The organism is Bradyrhizobium sp. CCBAU 51753 (assembly GCF_015291565.1).
Lineage (GTDB): Bacteria > Pseudomonadota > Alphaproteobacteria > Rhizobiales > Xanthobacteraceae > Bradyrhizobium > Bradyrhizobium ivorense.
This window is the reverse complement of record NZ_CP030037.1, coordinates 1942652-1966265: the sequence shown is the minus strand read 5'-3', so window position 1 is coordinate 1966265 and position 23614 is coordinate 1942652. Positions and strand designations below refer to the sequence as shown.

18 protein-coding genes and 5 pseudogenes are annotated in these 23614 nt (G+C 62.3%); 5 read left to right on the top strand and 18 right to left on the bottom strand.

What is annotated here, in order from left to right:
- Nucleotides 1–632 precede the first annotated feature (632 nt).
- Nucleotides 633–1826 carry an amino acid aminotransferase gene (locus XH93_RS09055; protein ID WP_194473215.1) on the top strand — a complete coding sequence of 398 codons (1194 nt, stop codon included), beginning with the start codon at nucleotides 633–635 and terminating at the stop codon, nucleotides 1824–1826.
- A gap of 19 nt (nucleotides 1827–1845) precedes the next feature.
- Here XH93_RS09055 and XH93_RS09050 read toward each other — a convergent pair whose 3' ends face one another.
- Entirely contained in the window at nucleotides 1846–2511 is a 666-nt protein-coding gene (locus XH93_RS09050) for a relaxase/mobilization nuclease domain-containing protein (protein WP_210340454.1), read from the bottom strand.
- 65 nt (nucleotides 2512–2576) lie between these two features.
- Complete coding sequence (locus tag XH93_RS09045; protein WP_371814949.1) at nucleotides 2577–3092, bottom strand: Ulp1 family isopeptidase; 516 nt, start codon at nucleotides 3090–3092, stop codon at nucleotides 2577–2579.
- Nucleotides 3093–3233: 141 nt separating this feature from the next.
- On the opposite strand from XH93_RS09045, the gene XH93_RS09040 reads away from it, so the two are divergent.
- Nucleotides 3234–3997, top strand: a protein-coding gene (locus XH93_RS09040; protein WP_139860511.1) for an IS5 family transposase whose coding sequence is annotated in 2 segments (ribosomal slippage) — nucleotides 3234–3569 and nucleotides 3572–3997 — 762 coding nt in all. Because the reading frame shifts where the segments join, the coding sequence is not laid out codon by codon here.
- On the opposite strand, the gene XH93_RS42095 is transcribed toward XH93_RS09040, so the two are convergent.
- The 9 genes and pseudogenes from XH93_RS42095 to XH93_RS08995 all read right to left on the bottom strand — a co-directional run.
- Nucleotides 3949–8148, bottom strand: coding sequence for a hypothetical protein (locus XH93_RS42095; RefSeq protein WP_246799535.1), 4200 nt, complete (start codon nucleotides 8146–8148; stop codon nucleotides 3949–3951). The genes XH93_RS09040 and XH93_RS42095 overlap by 49 nt on opposite strands.
- 560 nt (nucleotides 8149–8708) lie before the next feature.
- A pseudogene (locus XH93_RS09030) lies at nucleotides 8709–9612 on the bottom strand (hypothetical protein).
- Entirely contained in the window at nucleotides 9609–11159 is a 1551-nt protein-coding gene (locus tag XH93_RS09025; protein WP_194473212.1) for a hypothetical protein, read from the bottom strand. Before XH93_RS09025 ends, XH93_RS09030 begins: the two are co-directional and overlap by 4 nt.
- Before the next feature lie 260 nt (nucleotides 11160–11419).
- Nucleotides 11420–12418: a polyprenyl synthetase family protein gene (locus tag XH93_RS09020; protein WP_194475062.1), complete on the bottom strand. Its 999-nt coding sequence runs from the start codon at nucleotides 12416–12418 to the stop codon at nucleotides 11420–11422.
- A gap of 152 nt (nucleotides 12419–12570) precedes the next feature.
- The gene (locus tag XH93_RS09015; RefSeq protein WP_194473211.1) at nucleotides 12571–13914 is read right to left on the bottom strand and encodes a cytochrome P450; all 1344 of its coding nucleotides are present in this window, start codon (nucleotides 13912–13914) and stop codon (nucleotides 12571–12573) included.
- Nucleotides 13914–14759 carry an SDR family oxidoreductase gene (locus tag XH93_RS09010; protein ID WP_194473210.1) on the bottom strand — a complete coding sequence of 282 codons (846 nt, stop codon included), beginning with the start codon at nucleotides 14757–14759 and terminating at the stop codon, nucleotides 13914–13916. Before XH93_RS09010 ends, XH93_RS09015 begins: the two co-directional genes overlap by 1 nt.
- Nucleotides 14746–15055 (bottom strand): annotated as a pseudogene (locus tag XH93_RS09005) (ferredoxin). Before XH93_RS09005 ends, XH93_RS09010 begins: the two are co-directional and overlap by 14 nt.
- Before the next feature lies 1 nt (nucleotide 15056).
- A complete protein-coding gene (locus XH93_RS09000) occupies nucleotides 15057–16346 on the bottom strand; it encodes a cytochrome P450 (protein ID WP_194473209.1) in 1290 nt (429 codons plus the stop codon).
- Between the two features lie 95 nt (nucleotides 16347–16441).
- Nucleotides 16442–16584, bottom strand: a pseudogene (locus tag XH93_RS08995) (cytochrome); the annotation flags it as partial.
- A 233-nt stretch (nucleotides 16585–16817) separates the two neighbouring features.
- Here XH93_RS08995 and XH93_RS42090 point away from each other — a divergent pair.
- Nucleotides 16818–16967: pseudogene (locus tag XH93_RS42090) on the top strand (phospholipase effector Tle1 domain-containing protein); the annotation flags it as partial.
- Between the two features lie 618 nt (nucleotides 16968–17585).
- Here XH93_RS42090 and XH93_RS08980 read toward each other — a convergent pair.
- The 7 genes and pseudogenes from XH93_RS08980 to XH93_RS42915 form a co-directional block, all read right to left on the bottom strand.
- Nucleotides 17586–18134: a GNAT family N-acetyltransferase gene (locus XH93_RS08980; RefSeq protein WP_194473208.1), complete on the bottom strand. Its 549-nt coding sequence runs from the start codon at nucleotides 18132–18134 to the stop codon at nucleotides 17586–17588.
- Between the two features lie 8 nt (nucleotides 18135–18142).
- Nucleotides 18143–18418 carry a hypothetical protein gene (locus XH93_RS08975; RefSeq protein ID WP_194473207.1) on the bottom strand — a complete coding sequence of 92 codons (276 nt, stop codon included), beginning with the start codon at nucleotides 18416–18418 and terminating at the stop codon, nucleotides 18143–18145.
- An 89-nt stretch (nucleotides 18419–18507) separates the two neighbouring features.
- Nucleotides 18508–18852: a hypothetical protein gene (locus tag XH93_RS08970; RefSeq protein ID WP_194473206.1), complete on the bottom strand. Its 345-nt coding sequence runs from the start codon at nucleotides 18850–18852 to the stop codon at nucleotides 18508–18510.
- 55 nt (nucleotides 18853–18907) lie between these two features.
- A pseudogene (locus XH93_RS08965) lies at nucleotides 18908–19596 on the bottom strand (amino acid ABC transporter permease).
- A 92-nt stretch (nucleotides 19597–19688) separates the two neighbouring features.
- Complete coding sequence (locus tag XH93_RS08960; protein ID WP_194473205.1) at nucleotides 19689–20966, bottom strand: type II toxin-antitoxin system HipA family toxin; 1278 nt, start codon at nucleotides 20964–20966, stop codon at nucleotides 19689–19691.
- Nucleotides 20941–21261 carry a helix-turn-helix domain-containing protein gene (locus tag XH93_RS08955; RefSeq protein ID WP_194475061.1) on the bottom strand — a complete coding sequence of 107 codons (321 nt, stop codon included), beginning with the start codon at nucleotides 21259–21261 and terminating at the stop codon, nucleotides 20941–20943. The genes XH93_RS08960 and XH93_RS08955 overlap by 26 nt, the downstream gene beginning before the upstream one ends.
- Before the next feature lie 746 nt (nucleotides 21262–22007).
- A complete protein-coding gene (locus tag XH93_RS42915; protein WP_371814948.1) occupies nucleotides 22008–22388 on the bottom strand; it encodes a hypothetical protein in 381 nt (126 codons plus the stop codon).
- A 312-nt stretch (nucleotides 22389–22700) separates the two neighbouring features.
- Here XH93_RS42915 and XH93_RS42080 point away from each other — a divergent pair, with 312 nt between their 5' ends.
- Nucleotides 22701–22910 carry a hypothetical protein gene (locus XH93_RS42080; RefSeq protein WP_080583586.1) on the top strand — a complete coding sequence of 70 codons (210 nt, stop codon included), beginning with the start codon at nucleotides 22701–22703 and terminating at the stop codon, nucleotides 22908–22910.
- Between the two features lie 161 nt (nucleotides 22911–23071).
- Entirely contained in the window at nucleotides 23072–23284 is a 213-nt protein-coding gene (locus XH93_RS08945; protein ID WP_194473204.1) for a hypothetical protein, read from the top strand.
- Nucleotides 23285–23614: the final 330 nt, after the last annotated feature.

Below are 23614 nucleotides of genomic sequence, written 5' to 3'. Positions count from 1 at the left end.
TCGATGCTCGACCGGACGCGTGGTTGGCATCATTTTGGCGGCAACTCGGAGGCCGGCGCTCAACGCCAGCCTCCGAAATAGTTCTCCGCAGGTCGCAACACGAACGACCTTCGTCGAACGAAGGCTCGAGCGGCTCCGTCTTTTGAGAGGCTAGACAGGATGGATTTCAACCCAACAGACCCAGCGACCACGCGCCCACGGCCCGACGCACCACCGTCCCCCGGTTCAGCGGGCTTTGAGCATGAGCTGAGCGCATTGCAGGCGATGGCCGAAGCCCCCGATTGCGAACAGGATCGGATTTGGCAGGAGATCGCACCCGCGCCATCGCGGGCAGGGCCATCCCGAGCTGCGGAAGCATCCGATTTCAGCAGCGATTCGATTTGGCAACACCTTGAACCCGAACTGATGCGTGGTGGGCCATCGCGAGCCGGCCCGTCGCGAGCTGGGCGGTCGTCGTCCGCGGGCGCTGGGTGGCCAGAACTCGGAAATTTCGTCCTGCAAAACGGACGTCGCGCCAAGGAGTGCTTGCGCGACTACGACGCGTGACTTTGAGCCGCGTCTCTCTGACTTCTGAACGCAGCCAACCATCCGGTCAAATGCGGCCGGTTTCCGCTCGATCAAGAAAGCCGACAATGTTTGAAACACTAAGCCGTAAACCCAACGATCCCCTGCTTGCGCTGATTGGGCTCTTTGACGCAGATCCCCGACCAGACAAGATCGACCTTGGGGTCGGCGTCTATCGCGACGAGGCCGGTCATTCGCCGATCTTTCGTGCCGTAAAGGCTGCGGAGCATCTGATTTGCGAGACCCAGAACACTAAGGCGTACGTGGCGCCGGAGGGTGATCAAACATTCCTTGATCTGCTGTGGTCGTTGGTTGGCGGGCATACGGCAACCATCCACGCCTCTGGTGTGCAGACACCCGGTGGCTCGGGTGCTTTGCGGCTCGCTGCCGATCTGATTCGCGGGACCGGAAGGGGTAAGATCTGGCTAGGTCAACCGAGTTGGCCGAATCATGCAGGAATTTTCTCGGGTGCCGGTCTCCCGGTCGAGACTTATCCATTCTTTGATGTTGCCTCGCAGACCATTCTAGTTGACAGCATGATGAATGCGCTACAACAGGCCGAGCCCGGCGACGCAGTTTTGCTCCATGCTTGTTGTCACAACCCGAGCGGCGCTGTGCTGACGGCGGACGACTGGCGCCGGATCACCGCGATGATCGCTGCGCGGGGGCTTATGCCGTTGATTGATCTTGCCTATCAGGGTTTCGGTGCCGGACTCGACGAAGACGTCGCCGCGCTTCGTTCGACAATTTCTGCCGTTCCAGAGGCGCTTATCGCGGTGTCCTGCTCGAAATCATTTGGACTATATCGCGAGCGTACGGGCGCGCTGTTTGCGTCCGCGTCTTTGCAATCAGCTTCAGAGACTGCTCGGTCCAATCTTGTTGCTATCGCCCGCGCCAGCTACTCAATGCCGCCCGATCACGGCGCCGCAATCGTGAAGACCATCCTCTGCTCCCCCGAACTATGCCGGGACTGGCGTGAAGAGTTGGAATCGATGCGTCATCGCCTCCTCGCGTTGCGAAAATCTTTCGCCGACGCGTTGGGAGGAAGATGGTCGAATGCCGTCGCCATCGGCTCGCAAGAGGGCATGTTTTCCATTCTGCCCCTCTCCCAGACCGAGGTGCTGAAACTAAGGGAAAAGCACGGCATCTACATGCCGACATCTGGCCGCATCAACGTCGCCGGCTTGAAGCGCACCGATGTGGCGCGTGTCGCAAGCGCGATCAAGGGGGCTGTGAGTTCCGCACTGGGACATGAACCTTGATAGAGGCCTCAGACCGCCGTCAAAGATTCGAGTCGCCGTGCCGGTCGATAACGACGAAGACGCGGCGATCACCCCGGGCGAGCGTGTAGCCGGTCTCTGCGAGCCTAGTCCTCAGTTCATCTGGATTGGCTGATGCGGCATTCCAGATGGCAGTGATTTCCTGACTTGCCTTGGATGGGCTCAGTCCGCAGCGCTCCGCCTGGCGTAGCTCGTAATCTTCTGCGTCGCCTGGTGCTCGGACTCGCCGCGCCGGAGAATTGGGAACGGGACGGTGCCCAAACATCGCCTCCAACTCGCGGGAGGCCTGCTCATGCAGTCGATAGTTCCACGAATAGGAGACGGCGTTGCCGGTGTCGGCCTCGATGCGTGACCAGACGACGTGAATGTGCTCGCGATCTTTCTTTCGGTGCAAGAGGACCACACGGGGCTGACCCTGCAAGCCAAGCCGATCTTCGAGATGATCGACCGCCTGCGTGATCTGCTCGGCCCTAAGTGGCGTCGCGGCTTCAGGGCTGATCGAAGCGTGGTAAAGCGGGCGCTGCGTGCGTGCTGCTTTAGCTCGAGCTGCTCCAGCAATGCGCGTCGATCGGAGGACTGTCTGAACTGCTCGTGGCGGAGCTTCTTGATCGAGAGTTTGAGCTTCCCGATCAGAAAGGCCTCCCTGGGCTTCGGCTTCTGCGGCCAAACAGGCCGCTCGCTCGGGCGAGCCCCCCGGTGTAGTGTCCGGGAGAGCCGCTCCAGCCAGCTCCATTACCCCAAGCCGGGATGAGCCAGTCGACTCTGGAGGGACCGCCGATTGGCGACGAGGTTGTCAAGGTGCAGCGGCTCGTGCGCTGGCCGCTCTCCTTGGGCCAATCGTCGAACGAGCGCCCGCGTGCCGTCCACCACAAAGACGCCGCAATCATAGCTGTTCCGCTGCTGGGCCATGCTGGGTGACTCCAGGCGGGCGCGCAGCCGTCGTGCAAGCTGCGCTGCCGCCTCGTGGTTGTGTCCCCGGACAGAGTCGTAGTGATAGGCAATCGGCTCTCCTCGCGTGTGGCGATCAAGGAGCAGCAGCGACCAATGCGTGCCGAGGCGATTAGGATCCATAGCGTCGTTCACTGGCAGGAACAGGAAGTCGGCCGTATCATTACCATTTGGATCGTAGACGATGCGCTGGAACGCGCGGAGCATGTCGGGCTCGGCGCCGAAGCGCAGTTGATAGTGAGCTATCAGGGGATCCACGAACTGCGTCAGGGCGGCGAGTTCCGGACGGTCCCGCCGCAACTCCTCCGCCAGGAGCTCGTAATCCCTGTGGATATGCTTGTCGCCCAGCCATTCCTTGGCGCCGAGCTCTAGGTGGCGTGGACTCTAGGGATTCCCTTTTAGGGGCAAATCAGATTCAAGACTGCTTTTGGGGAGGCAGTCTTGGGTGTGATGGATCGGCTGGTGTTGAGCGACGCGGCGTGGGAGCGGATGGCGCCGCTGATCATAGGGCGGCCTGACCAGAAGGGCTCGACCGGCCGCGACAATCGGATGTTCGTGGAGGGTGTGCTTTGGATTGTGCGTACGGGCGCTCCCTGGCGTGATCTTCCGGAGGCGTTCGGAGACTGGAACAGTGTGTTCCGGCGCTTCAGTCGATGGAGCGCCAAAGGGGTCTGGTGCCGCATCTTCGAGGCGATGTCCGACGATCCGGACTTCGAATATCTGATTGTCGATTCCACCATCGTCCGAGCCCATCAGCATGCTGCCGGGGCCAAAAAAGGGGGTCTGAAGATCAGGCGATTGGCCGTTCGCGCGGCGGTCTGAGCACCAAGATACATATGGCCGTTCGCGGCTTGGGATGTCCCGTACGGTTCACCATCACCGCGGGTCAGAAGGGCGATGCACCGCAAGCTGCCGAATTGATCGAGGGGTTGCCTGCCGAGGTGGTCATGGGCGACACGGCCTATGACGCCGATCACTTGCGCCAAGCCATCGCTGCCAAGGGCGCGCTCGCCGTCATCCCCAACAACCCGTCACGAGCGCTCAAGCATCCGCTCGACAAGTATCTCTATGCCCAGCGCCACCTCGTCGAATGCTGCTTCTCAAAGCTCAAGCAATTCCGCCGCGTCGCAACCCGCTTCGAAAAGACCGCTCGAAATTATCGGGCGGTCGTCACCCTCGCAGCCATCATTCTCTGGCTGCGGTAAGTGTCCACACCACCTAGTCTACTGCGGCCGTAGGAGGAGGCGGTCGGATCCATAGCCCCGATCTGAGCATCGGCGGATGTGCGCGGGAAAGGCGCATAACGAGCATCATCACGCAGCTCCTGCAGCGTGGGCGAATTTAGATCAATCACCTGCGGTCTAGGCGCATCCCGACCAACAAATGATACAGACCCAGCGTAGGTGTCTGAGCGAGCCCTGGCAGGATCGGCTGGCGCAAAGTGAGCATCGTCCCGCAACTCGGACGGCGTTGGCGCATTCAGATCAACAAATGGCTCAAGACCAGCGTAGGTGTCCGAGCGAGCCCTGGCAGGATCGGCTGGCGCAAAGTGAGCATCGTCCCGCAACTCGGACGGCGTTGGCGCATTCAGATCAACAAATGGCTCAAGACCAGCGTAGGTGTCCGAGCGAGCCCTGGCACGATCGGCTGGCGCAAAGTGAGCATCGTCCCGCAACTCGGACGGCGTTGGCGCATTCAGATCAACAAATGGCTCAAGACCAGCGTAGGTGTCCGAGCGAGCCCTGGCACGATCGGCTGGCGCAAAGTGAGCATCGTCCCGCAACTCGGACGGCGTTGGCGCATTCAGATCAACAAATGGCTCAAGACCAGCGTAGGTGTCCGAGCGAGCGCCGGCAGGATCAGCTGGCGCAAAGTGAGCATCGTCCCGCAACTCGGACGGCGTTGGCGCATTCAGATCAACAAATGGCTCAAGACCAGCGTAGGTGTCCGAGCGAGCGCCGGCAGGATCAGCTGGCGCAAAGTGAGCATCGTCCCGCAACTCGGACGGCGTTGGCGCATTCAGATCAACAAATGGCTCAAGACCAGCGTAGGTTTCCGACCGAGCCCTGGCAGGATCGGCTGGCGCAAAGTGAGCATCGTGGCGCAACTCGGACGGCGGTGGCGCATTCAAATCAACAGATGGCTCAAGCCTGCCCTTAGCATTTGACGCGGGCCTGGACGGTGATCCTGGTTCTTGCAGCTGTTCACTCAACCGAACCCAAGCTCCAGCGCTTAGGCTGGCCGGCGTCGAGGGAAGATCCTGCGAAGAGCCGGAAAACCGATCGCCCTGCGCGGCCGGCGAGCTCGGCTGCTCAGGGCCTGGCAGCCCCAGCTCTTGGTTCGCCTCGATGAGTTTCAAGTAGCTGCGAAGATGAGACAAATCGGGACCGTGTACCCTGCCTCCAGCCCGTTGGAATGCTACCACGTCATTGTCGAGGGATAACTGCTGCCTGCTGGAGCCGTTTAGTCGCCCAATAATGCGCCCTTTGCCATTCCCTCTAAGCCACGCACTCAGCGCACGAAGACGTGTCGCCCGCTGTTGCGCAGACTGCCTCAGCTTCGCAGTCGGGGTTTTAAGATCTTTCAGGGCTTGGCTCAGCGCGCCCTCGATGAGCGGCGCATCTTCTGGATGAGGAACGTGGTGACGGGGGGCACCGAGAACGCGGGGTTCGGGTGCTTCGACGTCTTCCCCCCCACGTAGCAGCCGCCTGAGAACGTCCAGAGCCGATCTAATGCGGTTCTGGCGGTCACGGCCCAAGCTCCTGTACTTCGCTATTTCCTCATCGAGCGATGAACCGTCTCGCAGCCGAGAAGCTACAGGGCCCCTATGACTTGCGTTGACCCAGCGGACAAAAGTCCTAAGCCCGGAAACACTGTTGTTGATGGCCCCTGGGGTGAGCTTGCGCCCCTCGGCGTCTACACGAAATCTCGCCAAGAGCTCCGCGTCTTCGGCCGGAAGCTGCTCGCCGATCAGCTCGTCCGGCGACGACACCGGAGCTTGCCTCTGCGATGGTGACGTCGCCAGTTGATGGGATGGGGTCTGCATCAGCTGCCGCTCAACCGCCTCGCCCTGCGAAGGCGGCGAGAAGCTGGGTCCGTCCATCGTCTCCAAAAGCAGATCCTGCTGGTTCGCAGGCAGAGTGTCCGGCCAGCTGACAGCTCTGTCCGACCCGCTGTGCTGCGGAGTCGCGGTGAGGGTCGGCTTCGTCTCGGCGCGAACCGCATCTTCGAGATCAGGAAGGGGGCGAATATGACGCAGGAGTTCGATCGCTCTAGCACCCGCCGGCGACCTCAGGAGATGAGCCAGTGCGGCTCCGGCTTTTCTGCGGCCATGGGGGTCCGCCTCCTTATACCGACTGATATCTTCATCCAGCGAGTCGTGGCCAAGCCGAGCAGCAATGCCGGGCTTATGGTTTTCACGGAGGTAATCACTGAAATCGAGAAGAAGAGTTGCATAGCTCCTGGCGGTGTTGGCGGTGCTCGGGGGGGCTTCTTCCTTGTACCTTTTGATGAGATCCGCATCCTGGGGATAGGGATTCCGCTCAACCCGGCTTGCAAACGGCGTGATGCCGCCTGGCGATTGAGAGGCTCGAAGATGATCCAGTGGGGTGGCGATGGCCTGCTCCTCCTTGTCGGCGAACTCCTGGGCATCCTTGTCCAGCGACTTGTCGTGAAGCCGGGAAGCAATGCCCAGCTTGTTGTTCTTCACGAGCCAATGCCCCAAGCTGAGAAGACCACGTAGATTGCGACCGACCGTGCTCTCGGAGGCCCCAGCTTTGATGAGTGCGGGCCTCAGCTGCTCAATAAGAGAGGCGTCTTCGCAATAAACAGGATCCAGGTTGCTACCTGCGAAAACGAATTTTGCATGGCCGGGCGGTAGCGCCGAAGCATTCAGCATCGTTCCATCGCCTTGACCGAGCGGAGGCGGCGTAGATGGGTGCCCGCTCGCCCGCATGAGGGGAATCTGCTCACCTGGCACGAGGATGTTGCGGTAACGTTCATCCGTCAGTTCGTCGTCCTGGTGGCGCCAGTTCACGGGATTAGGGGACTCTGTAGGATTCAATGCCGGGCCATGCCGCGGTGGATGAAGACACGACGATGCACCGGCTTCGTCGACCGTCCCAAAGAATAAATCTCGATCATCCCCCTCAGCGAGTGCCGCTGGCCAACTGAAGGCGGGCTGCGACCCGCCCTGCTTAGCCGCGGCCTCAATGCCCCCTGCCCGCGCAGTGATTGACGCGATTCCGCCCGGCGACTGAGAGGCGCGGAGACGATCTAGTGCGGTAAGAACGAGGTGCCTGCGACCTTGATCGAAGATCGCAGCGTCGCTGCTGAGCGATTCGTCGTTAAGCCGAGCAGCCACTCCCGGCTCGTTTTTTGCAAAGAGCCACTGGCTGAATCTGCGAAGAGGACGAACATAATTCGTCTTAGCGGTGATCTCCTCGTACCCAGCCTTAACGAGTGCTTCTTGAAGTCCGGAAATCAAGGGCGCGTCTTCGGGATGAAAAGGCGGACCGTTGGGTTTTCTCGCTCCATTACGGAGATGATCAAGTGCCGCGCCGATACTTTTGTTACCCCCGGCGTCCTTGTAGCGCTCGATCTCTTCATTGAACGGTTCGTCCTCGTTCCGTGTCTCGGCCTGAAGCCGAGCAGCAATGCCAGGCTTGCTGTTTGCACGAAGGTAGTGGCTGAAATCCGTGAGAATAGATGCATACGTTTTGGCGGTACTTGAAGTTCCGGCCGCCACTGCTTGCTGTCTGTATTCTTTGATGAGAGTTCCGTCCTCGGGATAAGGAGTGAGATCAGGGCGGCCTGCGATCGGTACGACTCCCCCCGTCAATTGAGAGGTCCGCAGATGAGCTAGTGCCCAACGGACGTTCGCCGTCCCACCTTTGGTTATGAACTCCTCGACATCCTTGTCCATCGACTCGTCATGAAGCCGATCAGCGATGCCCGGCTTGTCGTTTGCAAAGAGCCAGCGGCTCAAGCTGAGCAGATAACCGACGTAGCTCGTGGCGGTGCTCTCGGCGGCTCCCAGGAGCGCCTGCTTAAGGCCGGAAATAAGGCGCGCATCCTTAGCATAAAGCGGCTCCTTGCTGCGACCTACCAAGACCCAATTTGACTGAGCGGTCTGGAGCGCTGCGGCGCCCAGCAGCGCCTCATCCTTTCCGGCATGCGCCTCAGATGCCTCCGCTTGATGGGCGCGGACCTGCATGGGCACGGGAGCAGACGGGACAGCGACCGCGCTCAGCTGCTGCTCAAAGGCCGCCGCATCTGTGGACGAAGCCGGTGAGCTCTCTTGCGGGCCCGCGGTGCCCGACTGTTGACGCACCCAGTTGGTGGATTCGAACTTCATTCGTTCTCACTTTGGGAATATAGGCCAATTTGGAGCCTGAGGTCGTTGTGATTTGCCACGGAATCGACTCGGCAGCATCGAACCCAGCAGAAAACTATCGTGAACGCCCCAAAATGCCGCGTCCAAGCACTCCGACCGCGCGCTCCAGTATTCTTGCAGCGATCGCCAGCTATGATCGCCTCGGGAAACCCTGTTTTATGTGCGATATCTGTCGAGAACCTGACGCGGAGCCGCCGACTTGCTGCAGCGGACACGCAGGCTGCCCCATGGCCGGAAATCGATGAAGAACCTCCCGAAGAACGGTTCTGTGGGGGTTCTTGAGCCTTCTTGTATGATCGTGCCCCGTGGCGTGGTGTAGCTGAGTGCGGGTCACCACGTTCGCCGGCATGGGCCGGATCGGTCAGCCGGCGATAGCCGGAAGGCTGACGGCGGGATCATCGCCCAACGGGCGATGGTTTCCGGTGTCGTGTAGCGTCCACGCTGAACATCCGTCGCATCGGGCGACGGTGTTGCGTCGGATCGAACCGACGGAAGCGCGCGCACGCTGCCGCCTCCCGCGTTCAAGCCGGCGCACGCTTAGCCTCCCCCCGCAGCGTCGCTGCGGTAGCGGCCGGTCGAGGTCTGGTAGTACTGCGCGCGGATGGCCGCCATGGCCTCGATCAACGCTTCCCAGGGCGCGGGAAAGCGTTCTTTCGCCATCACCCGGTCCAGCATGCGCGTATGGCCGGCCAGCTCGTCGTTGAGGAACTCCACCACAGGCATAGCCGGATAGCGCTGCAGCAGGAGAATCGCCGCGTTGTAGGCCTCGCCGGCCGACCTGTCCTTGTCGCGTCCATGCAGGTCGTTCTGCAGGCGCCCTATCGTGGAGATGAGCCGCAGGACCTGGCGAAACGCCGGACGCGCGCGCAAGGTCGCCATGTCCAGCCCCCACAGCAACGACAGGCAACAGAGCACGTTCGCGTAGGCGATCGAGTCGATGCCGTTGTGCAAGTACTCGGTGTAAGACCAGCTTTCCGCTCCTGCCGCTTTCGCGTGTCCGGCGCGCAGCGCCGCGCAGTAGCACCGGGTATCGTCGAGAAGCTGAGCATAGTCGCGACGATCGTAAGCGAGCGCGGCCAGCGAAGCGCGCAGCACAGCGCAGCCCTCGAATCCGGGGAGCGCGCACGGCACGTCCTGCCCCAGCGCCTGCTCTACCGCGGCGAGCTGCTCCGGCGCGATCAGGCCCAGATCGTTGCAATCGTCGAGCCAGAACAGCAGCGCCAGTTCGCGATAGAATGCCACGATCAGCGTTTCGTCCTGCGGATCGCGGCCGGTGCGGGCGCTGGTGTCGCGCAGGCTCAGATGGATGCTCTGCAGGATGTACTGGCCACCCCTGACCGCTTCCACGGCATGCTCGTCGGCGAATCCGGTCAGGGAACGCCCCCACTCCAGCACCTGCTGCAGCGCACGTTCGGTCTGGATCATGGCGTCGCTTCCTCTCCCTCGGCCGGGACGCGCCGCCCCCAACGAAGCGCCAGCCACAAGCCGGCGAGTTCGGCGACGCGCACGACCCGTGTGGGGCAGTACAATTCCTTGCCGATCCACAGCGGCGTCTGCGGCAATGCATGCGCCGCATGGCGGGCGAGCATCCACTCCAGCGCACGCGCCACCGCCTGAGCGATGCGCCGGCGCCCTGTCGGCTCTTCGCTCCCGTCCATCACGTGCAACGCGAACAGCGCATAGGCGGTTTCCTCGAACGTGGACGCGCGACCCACGCCCCAGCCGCCGTCGTCGCGCTGCGCCAGGAGCAGCGCCGCCAGCGCGCGCTCATCGCGCCACTGGGGCTTGCCTTGCGCCAGCGCAGCGACCGCATGCGCGGTGGGATACAGCCACGAAACATGCCATTTTTCGTTATCCCATAGACCATGCCGGTTGCGATTGGCCTCGACGTAGTCGCTGGTGCCGGCGGCGGGCTTTCCCAACAGTCGCAACGCATGCAGGGCATGGATGTTGGTCGACACTGAGGCATTGCGCTCGCCGGGGAAGGTGACGAACAGCTCGCCGCTTTCGAAATGGCGCAAAGCATCGACCGCGGGGTCGCGGCCTGCAAGGCGCAGGACGCACAACGCAACGGCGGTGTCGTCCGCATCGGCCGCGAAGTGCAGTGCCGGGCCCAGACCGCGCATGCCCAGGCGGGCCTCGAGCTGCGCCACGATCGCGCGCACCGCCTCGCCGAACGCGGGATGCGCGAACAGCCCGGCCAGATGCAGGGTGTACAGCGACCAGCACGGCTCGAACACATTGATCGGCCAGACGTTGGGAACGACACCTTCGATGCCGCTGCGCGTCGCCCGCGATGCCGCCTGCAGATACGCGTCGGCCCGCCCGACCTGCGGCGTGCTCCCCTGGGTCACGGCGTGCGCACGCCACGCGGCGGTGGCTGCCGGACTGATGCCGATGCTGCCGTCGTCATCCGGGCATGCGGTGGTCGGCGACGTCCCCCAGGCTTCCCAGGAGTGCAGCAACGGATGGCCGCTCGGCAACGTCGCCACCGCCCCCAGCTTGACCATGCACGCTTGCCGCAACGGCAACAGCGCCGGGTGGCGCGGAAACGCCACGCCGCCCAGCAAGGATGCGGCCTCGCCGCAAAACTTCGGCAGGATCAGCTCCGCGCCGATCGGCGCGTCTTCCGGCACCGCATGCGCGTAAGGATCGGGGTGGCGCTGGAGGAACCGGGTTGCAGCCCGGACAGCGTCTGCAGCGCCGCGAAGAGGATCGGCACGCTGCAATGCCAGCAACGCCGCCCATGTAGGCGCATGGCGGAACAGCGGGAAGTCCGTGCTTCCCCATCCGCCATCGGCCTGTTGCTGCGCGATGAGCCACGCGTATGCGTCCTGCCGACTGTTGACGTTGCCGTGGAACTGGAGAGCTCGCGCCGTGTCGTAGACAGACGGACCGACGCTGCCGCCATCGCTCATCTGACTCAGCAGGTGGCGCAATTCGGAAAGGATCTGTTCGGACAGCGCATTCACGCGGGATGTTCCTTCTGTAAAGGATTGAGGAGAACCAGGATCGGGCAGACGCCGCGCACGTCGCCGCAGGCCCCTCGCGGCCCGGTGCCTGAGCAGCGCCGGACGGCCGCATAGGCTTGCGCGCAGCGCGCCACGTGCGCCGCGGCAATGCTGGGCAACCGCTCCGATCAGCGGCGCGGACTCGGGACACAGTGCAGCATGCACCGCTGCCGCCGGCCGATCGCAGCGCCACAGGGGCGACTCCATGCGGACGGGCGCGCTCATGCGGATGGCGCGTGCTTGAACAGATACGCGTTGGCCCGCTGTAGGATTTGCGCCAACCGTTCCGTACGCGGCCCCAGCGGCGCGATAGCCTCCTGGGCATCGCGCAACAGATCCAGCGCGAACTGGCGTGCGGCCTGCAGCCCCATGATCGACGCGCAGGTCGGCTTCTGCGCCGCCACGTCCTTGCCGGGGGTCTTGCCCAGCGTTGCGGTATCCGCTGTCACGTCGAGAATGTCGTCGATGACCTGCAGCGCCAGGCCGAAACAGGCGCTGTAGTGATCGAGCGCACAGTACAGCGCAGCGTGCGCGGCATCATCGGCGACCGCGCATAGCGCGCCCATGCGAACGGACGCGCGCACTAGCGCTCCGCTCTTCATCCGGTGCATCGCCACGATCCTGTCCAGCTCGACGTGCTTTCCAACCAGCGACAGATCCATGGCCTGCCCGCCTGCGGCACCCTCGGCGGACACCGCCTGCGCCAGTTCGCGCACGAGCGCGATACGGTTGTCGCCCGGCGCATCCAGGCTCGCCAGGGTTAGGAAGGCGTGCGCCTGCAGCGCATCGCCGACCAGGATCGCAGTAGCTTCGCCGAACTTGACATGCACGGTCGGAAGGCCGCGGCGAAGTACGTCGTCGTCCATCGCGGGCAGATCGTCGTGGACCAAGGTACAGGCGTGCATCATCTCGATGGCGGCGCCGACGTCGTCGAGCATGTGCGCCGGCGTGTCGGACAGTGCGCCGGCAGCCAGACAGAGCAAGGCACGGGTGCGCTTCCCGCCATGCAAGGTGGCGTAGCGCATCGCCGCCATCAGCTCGGTCTCACCGTCATATTCGACAAAGAGAAGGCGCGCCAGCACCTGTTCGACCCGCTTTGCGCCGTCCTGCATCCAGATCTCGGGCAGCAGCGTGCCGGATGCGCCGCGCGCCTGCGTGCCCGATGCGCCGGGCGCGGAATCACTAGTTCTGTCGTCCTGTGGCGTGGATCCGGTCTGCATGTTGTTCATGTTCTTGTCCTTGACAGGAGACCGCCACGGTGAGCGGCGAGCCGCCAGGGTGTTATCGGCGTCGCACCGAGCGCGCGCGCCGAGTGCAGCAATGCTGCACGTCGCCGGCGCCGCTGTCTCGCCACAGGGGCAAGCGATGCAGCTCATGAGAATCCGATGCGGATCGTCATGGACGGATGTGCGGTCGGGTAATAGCGCCGGCCTTTTTCGACGCCGCTCAGCAACCGCGGCCGCACCCCGGCCTCGTGCATGGTCAGCGCCAAGGCGATACTGAACTGCACCAGTTCCAGCCATGCCAGGTGGTAGCCCATGCAGACGTGTGGGCCGGTACCAAACTGCAGCATGTCCACCGGCCGGATCGGCTCGGTGCGTTGCAGCCACCGCGCCAGCCGAAACTGATCAGGCGCCTCGTGCAGCAGCGCCGAGGTCGAGAAATGCAGCAGCGGGATGCACAGATCGGTGCCCGCGGGAATGCGCCGTTGGCCGAGTCGCAAGTCACGCAGTGCGCGACGCACGAGGAGCGGCGTCGCCGGATGCACGCGCAGCGTCTCGCGGAACAGCGCCTCGGCGACCGGACACTGCGCCAGGTCCGCGTGCCGGGTCGGCACCGCCCCCACGCGTTGCGCCTCCTCGACCAGGGCGTCCCACAGGAGAGGCTGCCGCGCCAGCTCGATCACCATCCAAGCCATCGTCGAGGCGGTGGTGTCATGACCACCAAGCAGCAGCAAGCGGATATTGGCGACCAGGACGTCGTCGGAAAGCGCATCGTCGCTGCGATCGAAGGCGCTCACCATGTCGTTGATCAACCCGGTGCGCGAGGCATGTTCGCGCGCGGCGCGGACGAACTCGCGCAACCGCGCATCGATCCAGTCGCGGGCGGCGCGGCCGCGCCGCAAGGGCAGTCCGGGCAGGTCGACCGGGGGCGCGACGATCAACTGCAGCAGTTGGCGGTACTTGCGACGCCATGCCGGCAGGTCCTGCGCGGGGATTCCCATGAGACTGAAGATGAGCTTGAGCATCAGATCGCCGGTTTCGCGCAGGATGGTCACGTCGCCGCGGTCGCGCCATCTCTGCACGCGCGCCCGGATGACGGGCGCGAACAGCTCGCCGATGCCGGCCTGGGTCAGCCCCTTGGGCAGAAGCGCCGCCTGGATCGCATCGCGCGCCTGCCGGTGTGCGATGCCGTCCTGGGCGACCAATGTTCCGCCAAACAATTCGGGCGCGATGTCTTCGATCAGCGCCGAGGACACGTCCTTGTGCCGCAGCAGTGCGATAGCATCCGGATCCAGACTGGTCATCAGGTGTCCGGCAGGGCCGAAATCCAGCCAGAAGTGGCTGCCCAACGTCCGTTCCGCGCGCCGCAGCAGGCGCGGCAGGTCGCAGACGACGGCGGGAAGATGCCCGACCAAGGGGAAAGCGCCGGGCACGACCGGGATGTCGTGCCGCAGCCGATGCCGACGGTTCAGCGGGTTGAGCAGCATGTCCATCAGCGGCGCGGCGGCGCGTCCGCTTCGGCGGTCTCGCCGGAAGGCCGCGCGGCGCGGCTGTTGCCACCGTCGGCGTACGTCGGCACATGCGCCAGCATGCCGCCGTCGATGCACACGACCTGGCCGGTGATGAACGCAGCATCGTCGGAGAGCAGGAACGCCACCAGCGCGGCCACGTCGTCGGGCCGGCCGACGCGCGGCAGGAGCTGGTGCCGGCGCAGATGCCGTTGCGCGCACTCGTCCAGCTTGCCGAGGAGACGATCGGTCATGATGAGACCCGGCGCAACCGCGTTGCAGCGGATCTGCGCATGACCGTACTGGGTGGCAAGCGAGGCGGACAGCATGTTCATCGCCGCCTTCGACGCGGCGTAGGACGTCTGCGCGGTATCACCGCTAAGCCCCTGGCACGATGACATGTTGACGATCGCGCCACCACCGCGGGCGATCATCCGTGGGATGGCCTGCCGGCAGCAGAGCAACGTGCCGCGCAGATTGGTCGCCATTGTCTGATCCCAGACCGCCAGGTCCAGGTCGAGGATCGCGCGGTCGCGCGGAGTCAGATGCATGGCGCTCGCGTTGTTCACCAGCAGGTCGACCCCACCGAAGTGCCGCTCCGCCGTTTCGAACAGCGCTGCCACCGCGTGCGCATCGGCGATGTCTGTGGCCGAGGCGAGCGCGCGGTCCGCTTCGGATGCAATTTGCGCGGTGCAGGCGATGGCCGCCGAGCCATCAATGTCGGCGACCACCACTCTGCCTCCCTCGCGCGCGATAGCGAGGGCGCATGCCTTGCCGATGCCTGCGCCGGCGCCGGTCACCACGGCCACCTTGTTTTCAAACCGTCTCATCGTGTCCTCCTGGATGGCGTTGGTCTCTCGCGGCATGCCGCTCGGCCCTCCGCTGGAGAAGGCGCAGGGTCGGCGCTGGCGCGCTCGCCATCGCCAGCGTCGCTTTCGATGACCCGAATGGCGGCGACCGGGCACTGGCTCGCCGCGAGCCTCACGGCGGCGTGCAGCGCCTGCGGGACCGTCGCCACGCACACTTCGGCCACGCCGTCCGGTTCGCGCTGTCGAAAGGTGCCCGGCAGCGTCAGCACGCACTGCCCGCTGGTTCCACACAGATCCTGGTCGACCACGACGCGCATCTCAGCTCCCCTGCGCATGCAGCCGCACCGGCAGCGCGCGGAACGTCCGAAGGAACGCGGAGGGCTCCCGCGTCGGCTGCTCGGCCAATGCCAGCGTGGGGAAGCGGGTCTGGATCCGCGGCAGGCTCTCGGCCAACTGCACCCGGGCCAGTTGCGCACCGAGGCAGAAGTGAATGCCGTGGCCGAAGCTCAGCATGATCTTCCCGTCGGTCGACATGCCTGGACTGGTGCCGTAGAACCGCGCGGGATCGAAGCGATCGGGATCGGCGAAGGCGTCCGGGTCGCGATTGCCGGACGCGATCAGCACGCGCACGTCCGCGTTCTTCGGGATCACCACGCCGCCCAGTTCGATGTCGCGCTGGGCGATACGCGGAATGGAGCTGAACATCGCGGGCGCGTCGCAGCGCAGGACTTCTTCGACGAATGCCTTCACCCCCACGGCGTCTCCCTGCAGCCAGTGCCGCTGTTGGGGATACGCCAGCATCGCCAGGACCGCATGGTCGATGGTCGCAGCAGTGGTGGCGAAGCCGCCCAGCAGCATGCCCCACAACATGCTGATCAACTCGGCATCCGACAGCGTGTCAGCATCATCGTCATGTGCGCCGACCAGCATCGACACGATGTCGTGCCGGGGATCGGTGCGCTTGCGCTGTATGAGGCAGCCGAAGTAGGCCTTCACTCTGGCACTGGCCGCGTCCGCCGCGGCGAGCTGGGGATCGCTGGCGCGCGGGCTCAGGCCTTCCAGAATGGAGCCGATGCCGGGGGCGAGCCCCAACATGTCGTCCTGGGGCATGCCAAACAGTTCGGCGAAGACCTGCATGGGCAACGCCAGCGCGAATTCCCGATGCAGGTCCACGGCCTGCCCGCGCTCCAGCGCGGGCGCCATGCCGTCCAGGCGCGCGGCGACGATGCGCGCGATGCCCGGCCGCAGGTCGTCGATCTGGCGCATGGTGAAATCGCGCGAGATCAGCCGGCGCAGACGCGTATGCGTCGATGCGTCCTTCATCGCTAGCGTGGAGGCCAGCAGACTGAGCGACAGGCTTCTCGCCGCACGCGGGAAATAGCGCGCCAGTTCGTCCGGCGCCGGTCCCCGGAACGCATCGCCCGTGGCCTTGAGCGCCCAGTAGATGTCGGCGTGGCGGCTCAACAGAAAGAGGCCCGACGCCGCGCGATGCACGGGATCGTGCTCGCGCAACCAGCGCATGAACGGATACGGGTCGTGGATGCACGCTGGCGACGCTAGTTCAGCGAAGGCGTCCCCGTATGCTGCCGTGGTTTCTTGCACGTCCATCCTGGTTACCTGTTGGCTGGCTGATCTGACCGGCGCGCGCCATGCGCGCCGGCAAATTGCGGAGAAGATCGCGATCCCCGGCGGCGTCCACCACATCACCAGGGCACCGGGAACTCCTCGAACCCGCCAGGATGATCTCCTTGCGCAACTTCAGTTCTTCGGGCGCCACGGTCAGGCGGAGCGCGGGAAAGCGCTGGAAGATCGAACCGAACACCGCCTTGAGCTCCAGCTTGACCAGCGCCAGCGCCGTGTCCGTCCCGAAGACCATCGCACTGCGATTGGTGATGATGCGTGAACAGAGCAAATCGCGTGCCGAAGTGAATTCGCAGGCGCAGCAAGCACTCCGTAGCGGCCGCGTAGTGTCAGGTTTCTGGCATTGAGTCTCAATGCCGACAGGCGCAGCAAGTGCCGACAAAGGCCCGCTCTCGCGCTGAATGTGCGGGGCACCCCTTTGCGCGATATTTCAAGCATCCGGATTGGCTGCAGCAGGTGTGGTTCGCCGGAAACCACTCCGATGTCGGCGGTAGCTATCCGGAAAACGAAGCCCGCCGCTCCGACATCTCGCTGGGTTGGATGGCGCATGCGGCCGAGAACTTTCCCGACGGCAAGACGCCCGACGGCTTCGGCATCAAGCTAGACGATAGATTCCTGAAGCTGAATCCGGATCCGACGCTCATCAAAAAAGGCTTCCTTGTCCCCCCGACCTCGCGGGCACCCGTGCGACTGGGCTTCCCACTTACCGTTGTCGATCGATGGTTTCCGCAGCTGTACACCGGCCCCGCGAACGCCAAGTAGCCCCAATTGAAATTAAGGGGCACCTGCCTTACCCGGACACCAATAATGACTTCGAAGACTCTACATCTGTTTCCGGACACTAATCTCTTTGCCCAATGCCGAGCACTTGAAGAGTTGGATTGGAATCGTTGGGGGGACTTCGACGAAGTTCGTCTTATGGTTTGTCGACCGCTTCAGGCTGAAACTGATCGTCAAAAAACAAGAGCAGCGATCGCCTGAACGTAGAGAACGCGTTGCTTATCGGTGATCCTGTCGGTTTCCTGGAGCCACCGGTCGAAGTTATTCAACTCTACCTTGTGGCCCACGTACGCGTTGCGGCTGATTTTTCAGCACGCTTACAACGTAAGATCTGCCATAATACAGGAACAAATCTTCCACCCTCAAAGACTCGAACAATCCGTCCGCAAAGCGATTGCTCGCAAGCACGATTAGGTCTGTGCCTGATCAGCTGATCCTGATGTCGTCATTTGGCGTGGGAGGGCGAGGAGACGGCGCTGCAGCGAGATCCCGGAGCATATAGGTCGCAGCTTCGCCGTAGCATGCTAGCTTTGCGCGCAATTCCGCATCCGTCGTGACGGACCGAAAGCCGAACTGTTCCCATAGCGGCCGCGTGGCATAGACCGAGACCAAGGCTAGAACTGCCCCCGACGAGCGTGCGAGTTGCTCGAGCGTCCGGATATAGGCGGCCGCTGCACCACCGCGGGCGAAGGGCAACACGGCCACGTCGTGCACGTAAAGGCAGTCCGCATCGTCGGGCAAGCTTGCTAGGAAGCAATCGAGCGGCGGGATCTGATGCTGCTTCCAAGGGTGGGCAAGGCCGTAGCCGACTATCCCTTCGTCCCCGACGAGCACGCGGCAGCCGTCGGGACAAAGCCGCATCTTCTCCGCAAACACGTCAGGCCGCTCAAAAAGATCGGGATGGATGCGCTCTGCGATCGCGATGATCGCAGTAATGTCGCTCGTGCTGGCCGGACGCCAATGCGGCGTGCTCACGTCTATCCTCATTCCCTCTCATTCATCCAATCGATTTGGTCGCTACCATGCACGCAGCGAAGAATATCGCTGCCATCGTCGCAGGACAACACGCCCCTCGATTCCCGAAGCGTGATCCGGCCCAGATATCGTTTCCCGCTCGCGTCACGGCGGGAGTCGTTGGACTCGCCCGAAATGACTACAAGTTTGAGGCGCGGTACGGAGGTAAGTGGCGGCAATTGATCAAGGACGATCTGTGATCCGTAATCGGGCGTGACCTCATCAGCATTGATCGGCAGCGCCATCGTCGGCAATGTCCTAGCTGCGGCCGGGCCAATGATGAGCGCGGCCCGCCTGAGAAGAATGTTACCGGCGCGTGCTCCAATCGGCGCCATCAAGCTGTAAGAGATATGGATGATGTCGGCCTGGGCTCGCAGTTGTCGTCGAACTGGCGGATGGAGCCGGCAGTCGCGCCGAAAGAAAGCGTATGCCCGGGAGCTCGAGCGCGTGCCTGGTGCTGGAGTCCAGCTGTAGGTGATGCTGCTCGGCCGCCAATGACATACTCGGCGCTTGGCCGTTGCCGCCCTGCTGGCCGGGGCGCCACGTCGCCGTTGCCGGCTTTTGCGACGTTGAGGTTGATGTCGCTCAAGGCATTGAAGCTGCCGAACCGCTTGACGAGATGCTCGACGACAACCATCGACGCCTGGTCGGAGAGGCTAACTCTGCGCTCTTGTTGCATACCGATCTCCAGCTTGTAGCCCCCAGGAACAACGGGTCATCAGATAATCGATTGACTATCGGTGGGCGCCCGCGATTGCGGATTTCTTGCGGAGCAAGGCGGCGAATTGGGAGCGGCGGAGCTTATGATGGGATAAACAACGGCCACAGCGAGGTACATCTCGACGACCATTGAGTTGCGCAAGCTTCGAAGCTGCACCAAGAAGATCAGTGAGCGATAGAACGTAAACGAGGGACGTATCCTGAAAGAGAATAATGGTCTGGCTCATGTACGATCGGGCTGGCGACCCGAAATACCTGCGGAAGGACGACATGATGATATGTGTCTAATGTCGACAGGGCGAGAGCCTGGCAAGCCTCGAATTGGCCTTTGTTCACTGCGCGCAAGCCGATGCGGATGATTTCGGAATAGTAGGCGGCTTCGAACAAGCCGAACGTGATGAACGCCGTATAGGTGGCACCGACCGGAATCGGACGGCCATTGCCTGAGAGGTGCCCTAGAACGATGGGCACCAGGAAGAAGAACCAAAACAGGACAAGAATGAGCGGAATCGATCGCATCAGGGCGACGTAGCAACGCACGAGCTTGCTCAGAATGCGGAGCTCAAAGTGCTACAGGAGGGCGAAGAGCGTTCCAAGAAACATCCCAACCAGGAAAGCGGCTGCCGTCAAGGAAAGCGAGAATAGCAATCCTGACCATATAGGGCCATGCCTGCACGACAATCGAAAAATCGAGGCTGTTTATTTCAAGACATACTGCCAGGCCTACGCGAAATACCTTGAGGTTCAGAAGCGAAATCAGCGCTACCGCGAATCCAAAGCCGGGCAGCACCAAGCTTAGGGGTTAGCCAGGGAAGGCTTCGGAACATGGCTGGGATCTAAAACCGGGCTCATCTCCTCGATTTTGGCATCGATCTTACTGAGAACAGCGGCCGGCAGGACATCCCGCTCTGGGAGCTGCCACCAATGGTCGTTGACCAACGATACGACCTCCTCGACGGCCGAGATCACCGCCGGTTCGGGGAGCCGCGCGCGATTGGCGAACTTTCGCCAGCGGTCCAGAGTAAGCGCTTTGAAGGATTTCTCTCCTCCCAAAGAGAGAGCCATATCGTCTTTCGGAAAATAGGCTGTGGTCGATAGAACGTCGTACACGGGGGCGATGGCCGGAGTGCAACCATCGCCTGGGTATATTGTGGACCAATTCTTCAAGTGCATGTCGCCGTTGCCGACGAGGGCGGCAAGTGCCAGTCGGCGAACGAATTCGAGTGCGGCGTCGGTCGAAACCGCCACGTTCAGCGCAGAGGCGATGTCGTGGTATGATGCGTTGTCGTATTTTTGGAATGGCTGCCGGCCAAAGATCTGAGCGAAGTCTTCGATGTGAATTCGGGTACCTTTGGGTCCACGGTCGAAACGCTTCACCAGCAAGACCTTGCCGGTCGACACTGTATTGAATTCTTCGGGAATTCCCTCGAAATCGGATTTTTCGACAAGCTCGCGTTCCGGCACATCCATTCCGAGGATTTCGGACAGCGCCAAAACGGCGAACTCGTTTTCCGACAATCCGACAAGATTGGTCGAGGGGAATTTTGCGATGTACTGACCTTGCTCGTCGCCGATGGGCAAGCTCAGTCCGCCAGCCTTGCCCGCATTTTTCATCACGGAGAGCTTCATCTGAACTCCCGCCAAGGAGAAGCGCGCTTTGATCTCACGTGGATTGTCTTGAACGGCTATCGTGGTGCTGCCGTCGCTCGGCACGACGCGCACTGCACCCGGCAAATCTTCGCCAAGCGCCGCCAGGAGGTCGAAATCGTTTCCTTGCCTGACTGCTCCCGCGTGGTGCTTTTCCATCGCCTCGCGAAGCTTGTCCTCGGGCAACAGATTCGCGAAGAACGCGGGCAGCACGTGTGCTGCGGGCTTCGGATCCTTGCGAAGGCCGCCATCGGCGGAGCGGAACGAGAGGCTCAATATCGCGGGCCGCGCCATGGCTCGATAGGCCGGATCAAGACTGAAGGCGTTGAAATCGCCTGGCGTACGCACGAGCGTTCCGACCTTGAGGTCTTGAAGGAACACATCCAGCGACTGAACGGTATTAGGGGCGCGGACCCGAGTGCTCATCATCATCCATATCGGTGGTGAACGCTGGTCGGTCCTCGTCTTCGGAGGGCCGAAGGAGTGCATTGACGCCGGGTACCATGGCCTGTGGGATCAGCATCAGCTCCATGCCGAGAGCGCGCGCGACGTTAATCAGCGTAGTCGCCCGCGCAGCGGCGTTGCCCTGCTCAATATCGCGGTAGCGCGGCCGGGAAAGGCCCGCGCGTTCGGCCACCTGCTCTTGAGTTAGGCCCGCTTGCTTTCTTGCATCCCGGAGGAAACGTCCCAGCTGCTGGGTTGCTTCTGAGTTCCGCTCCATGATCCGTTTACGTATCTTTTTCATTTCAAAAGGTACGCTAAAGTATCATTTACCGCCAATCTCGTCAAGGTTTAGATCTGTTTACGTATCATAGAATGATAGAATGATCCGCAAACATATCTTCTTGATCGACAGGGTTCCCCAATGGCCTAAAGCTATCTCGACCAGCGCGGGGGCCCCGCGTCCGCATGGACTTCCATGGCTCCCGCCGTCCAGTGAAAACGGCCGTCGAGGACGTCTTCGACGGCGTCGGCGATACGCCAAAATCAAGGAACTTTTTCGTATTTCTTAAAGTGCATCGGTCCGCCGCGGGCGGTTTTGCCTCGTAGCAGATCCACGTTGGTTACCTATCTCGTTAGTTTAACTCCGGTCGTCCTGTCCAATTTATCGATGATCTCATCCTGAAAGCTCGCATCGGTCGCCTCATTGGCCGGCTCCTGCTGCTGCAGGCGGTGCCAGTAGCGACCGCTAACTAACGCGGCTGGATCGTCGCTCACGGACAGCCAGGATTGCGTTTGCTGACCCATTTCGACATCTACCGGGGCGCCCGCGCCACCCGTCTTCTTGCGCGCCCAGCTGGATCGACCGCGTTGCCTAGGACGCTTGGTCAGCGTCGTGCCAGCGCGGACGCAAGGGCGACGAGGTGCAGCTCGCTCTCGGCTTAGGCCCTGGCCGAATCTCAAGACCTTTTGTCCAATCGAGGTCATTCCAACGAGCCTTCCCCGCCGCTTCTGAGACAAACCAATCTAGCGGGGCGCTCGATCGGTGCCGTCAGCAAGCTGGGTGCAAGAGTTATTGATCGCCAGCGCTCCAGCATGGCCTTCCGGAGTCGAACCACGACTCCGCCATGTATAGACGCCGGCGTTATGGATGATCGCATCCATGCGCCCGATCGCCTTCACTTGGTTCGCCATGCCTTTCGTCTCGGCGCCGCTCTGCAGGGTCCCCGACCAGAACTCGTTCGGAGCGCAACGTGAGTTCTCCGCGGGCTGCGGCGCGACCTGCCGATCGCGCGTGCAGCCCAATCGATGTCCCTGATCGAGAAGCGACTGCGCCGCCGAGACCATCCGTACTGCCGGATGAATACGATCGCCATGCGCTGCACCTGCAGATGTTTTGAAGCGCACTCTATAGCACCGACGCATCACTTCCGATACCGTTCGTCGCTGATCTTCTCCAACCTGTCTACGTTCGTTCTGGCGGCGGATGGCAAGTGAGGCTATTTCGGGCACGTACCAAAAGTTGCCCCTATCCAGAACCCAACCATGCCCATGGCCAAAATTCTTCGGTTGAAATCACACGTCCCGTGTTGAGGGGGCAGAGAGGTTTCAAATCGCAAGGATTTGCCAACCATAGATGCTTTCCGAGCCGGCCGCTAACCAATCGAAAATCGATCCGCCTCATGCTCGCGTCTCGAAGCTGAATGGGAAAAATCAAACATGACAGGATCGGCAATTCTGGAAAACGTGCGTCGCTACCGCGCAATAGCTTCGCTGTGCCGTCAAGCTGCAGCATTCCGCCCAGTCCAACGAATCTCATTGCTGACACAGGCCGACGAATGGGAGCAGAGAGCGGTTGGTGAGCTCGAAGAATACTTTGACGCCCAAGACTCTCCGGTACCCGCTCAGCTCTCAAGCAGCGTCAATTGACCGAGAGCTCATGCGAAAGCGAATACGTTTGGCACGTCAGGGGACAATGTCGCGCGGCCGTGGGTGCGGGTCGAATAGCTCCGCCTCCATGTCGATCTCGGAGCGGCTCCCAAATCCACAGTACATCACAAAGGCAAACCTAGGCTTTTATCAATTGCTGCATGGCGCGCGCAGCGTTTCATACTGATGAACTTAAGCAAAGCAGTATTGAAGGGCTTGATGTTTGGGCAGCCGTCGAAGCGTGGAACACTCTTCGAAATCGCCTAGCCTACCGACTCGACCATCCGGATGTGCAATTGCTGCTCAAGCGCATCATTGTTTGGAGACCCGATTGGCCGCACGATCTGCAAACACAAGAACTCAGAACAATGTGAGCGTGATGCTTGGCGCGCTATTGGCGTCTCTCAGCAGCCTCGGCGAGCCTGACCGAGCAAGGGCAGGCCATCGTTGACCTATTCGTTTGGTTCGATGCGATTAAAGTCCGCTTTGGAAGACCGCCGATGGCCTGCGCACTAGGCAATATCTGCGCTACTTTAATGAGCCGACCTTACAACGATCAAAGAGAACTTCGAGCAGGAGAACCGGCCCTCCAGCCGACGTGAAAGGCGGCTTCACCGACACCGGTCGATCACTTCGGATGCTGCCCTAATGGGGCTCAACGCCCCACCAGGGAATCCTGGTAGTTGGTCGGGAGCAGCCTCGGG

Bases quoted from the DNA above. Each gene is read 5' to 3' on its own strand.
- XH93_RS09055 (WP_194473215.1), top strand. From the start codon at position 633: ATGTTTGAAACACTAAGCCGTAAACCCAACGATCCCCTGCTTGCGCTG.
- XH93_RS42095 (WP_246799535.1), bottom strand. From the start codon at position 8,148: ATGAAGTTCGAATCCACCAACTGGGTGCGTCAACAGTCGGGCACCGCG.
- XH93_RS09020 (WP_194475062.1), bottom strand. From the start codon at position 12,418: ATGCAGACCGGATCCACGCCACAGGACGACAGAACTAGTGATTCCGCG.
- XH93_RS09015 (WP_194473211.1), bottom strand. From the start codon at position 13,914: ATGGACATGCTGCTCAACCCGCTGAACCGTCGGCATCGGCTGCGGCAC.
- XH93_RS09010 (WP_194473210.1), bottom strand. From the start codon at position 14,759: ATGAGACGGTTTGAAAACAAGGTGGCCGTGGTGACCGGCGCCGGCGCA.
- XH93_RS09000 (WP_194473209.1), bottom strand. From the start codon at position 16,346: ATGGACGTGCAAGAAACCACGGCAGCATACGGGGACGCCTTCGCTGAA.
- XH93_RS08975 (WP_194473207.1), bottom strand. From the start codon at position 18,418: ATGGCGCTGCCGATCAATGCTGATGAGGTCACGCCCGATTACGGATCA.
- XH93_RS08970 (WP_194473206.1), bottom strand. From the start codon at position 18,852: ATGCAACAAGAGCGCAGAGTTAGCCTCTCCGACCAGGCGTCGATGGTT.
- XH93_RS08960 (WP_194473205.1), bottom strand. From the start codon at position 20,966: ATGAGCACTCGGGTCCGCGCCCCTAATACCGTTCAGTCGCTGGATGTG.
- XH93_RS08955 (WP_194475061.1), bottom strand. From the start codon at position 21,261: ATGGAGCGGAACTCAGAAGCAACCCAGCAGCTGGGACGTTTCCTCCGG.
- XH93_RS42080 (WP_080583586.1), top strand. From the start codon at position 22,701: ATGACAGGATCGGCAATTCTGGAAAACGTGCGTCGCTACCGCGCAATA.
- XH93_RS08945 (WP_194473204.1), top strand. From the start codon at position 23,072: ATGGCGCGCGCAGCGTTTCATACTGATGAACTTAAGCAAAGCAGTATT.